The organism is Mycobacterium helveticum (assembly GCF_007714205.1).
Lineage (GTDB): Bacteria > Actinomycetota > Actinomycetes > Mycobacteriales > Mycobacteriaceae > Mycobacterium > Mycobacterium helveticum.
The window spans coordinates 1-1,516 of record NZ_VMQU01000278.1 but is presented as its reverse complement, the minus strand read 5'-3'; the positions used below and the strand labels follow the sequence as shown (position 1 = coordinate 1,516).

Annotated in this window: 1 pseudogene; it reads left to right on the top strand. The window is 64.4% G+C overall.

Going from position 1 to position 1,516, the window contains the following annotated elements:
* Positions 1-76 precede the first annotated feature (76 nt).
* Positions 77-1,381, top strand: a pseudogene (locus tag FPZ47_RS27455) (MMPL family transporter); the annotation flags it as partial.
* Positions 1,382-1,516: the final 135 nt, after the last annotated feature.

Below are 1,516 nucleotides of genomic sequence, written 5' to 3'. Positions count from 1 at the left end.
CTGCCCGTGCGCCCAGACCGTCACGCCACGCGAGACATAGCACACCCCACCCGACCCACATTCATGGCAATAGAACCAAAACTTTCATGACACGATCGACACGATCAAGGACCTGCGCGACAAGATCGCGAATTTCGACGACTTCATCCGGCCGATTCGTAGCTATTTCTACTGGGAAAAACATTGCTACGACATCCCAGCCTGCTGGGCGATCCACTCGGTCCTCGACGCGCTCGACGGTGTGGATCGGCTGAGTGAGAAGTTCGACGACCTCACGGCCACCCTCGACAGACTCGACGCCCTGCAACCAAAGCTGCTCGGGCTCATACCTCCCCAGATTCAGAGCCAGGAGACCAATCGCGCTTTGGCGTTGGCGAACTATGCCACCCAATCCGGCATTTTCGCCCAGACGGCGGCCGCAATCGACAACGCGACGGCACTGGGCCGGGCCTTCGACGCCGCGAAGAACGACGACAGCTTCTACCTGCCTCCGGAGGTCTTCGACAACGCCGATTTCAAGCGCGGTCTCAAACTGTTCCTCTCGCCCGACGGCAAGGCGGCCCGCATGATCGTCATCCACGAGGGCGATCCCGCGACCCCAGAGGGCATCTCTCACATCGACCCGATCGCCAAGGCCGCGCACGAGGCGCTCAAGGGCACGCCGGACGCCGATGTCCGCATCTACATCGGCGGCACGGCGTCGACCTACAAGGACGTTCAGGAAGGCGCGTTCTACGACCTCATGATCGTGGGACTCGCCGCCCTGAGCCTCATCCTGCTGATCATGATGATCATCACCAGAAGCCTGGTCGCCGCGCTCGTCATCGTCGGCACGGTGGCGCTGTCGCTGGGAGCCTCGTTCGGACTGTCCGTGCTGGTGTGGCAGTACATGTTCGGCATCCAGCTGTATTGGGTGGTTCTCGCGCTGGCCGTCATCCTGCTGCTGGCGGTGGGATCCGACTACAACCTGCTGTTGATCTCGCGCTTCAAGGAGGAGATCGCAGCCGGCTTGAAGACCGGCATCATCCGCGCGATGGCCGGTTCCGGCTCGGTGGTCACCTCCGCCGGGCTCGTGTTCGCGCTCACCATGTGCGCGTTCATCTTCAGCGGTTTCCAGGTCCTCGGTCAGATCGGGACCACCATCGGCCTCGGACTGCTGTTCGACACGCTGATCGTGCGCTCGTTCATGACACCCTCGGTCGCAACGCTTCTCGGGCGCTGGTTCTGGTGGCCGCAACGGGTGCGCCCCCGTCCGGCCAGCACGATGCTGAGGCCGTATGGGACCCGCGCGGCGGTGCGTCAACTGCTGCTGTGGGAAGACGACGACACGACGGTGCTGCCCGCATCACCGGGCAGGCCTCGCCAGGTGGGCGCCGACTGAGCGGCCCGGGTTTCGGCCGAAAAGCGCCGGCCGCGGCGAGCGTGAATCAGGCGACGCTGCGGCGGCGTGTCGCGTCGTAGGACTCACGTTCGGCGGGGCTGGGGCTGGGGCTTGGGCTTGGGCTTGGGCTTGGGC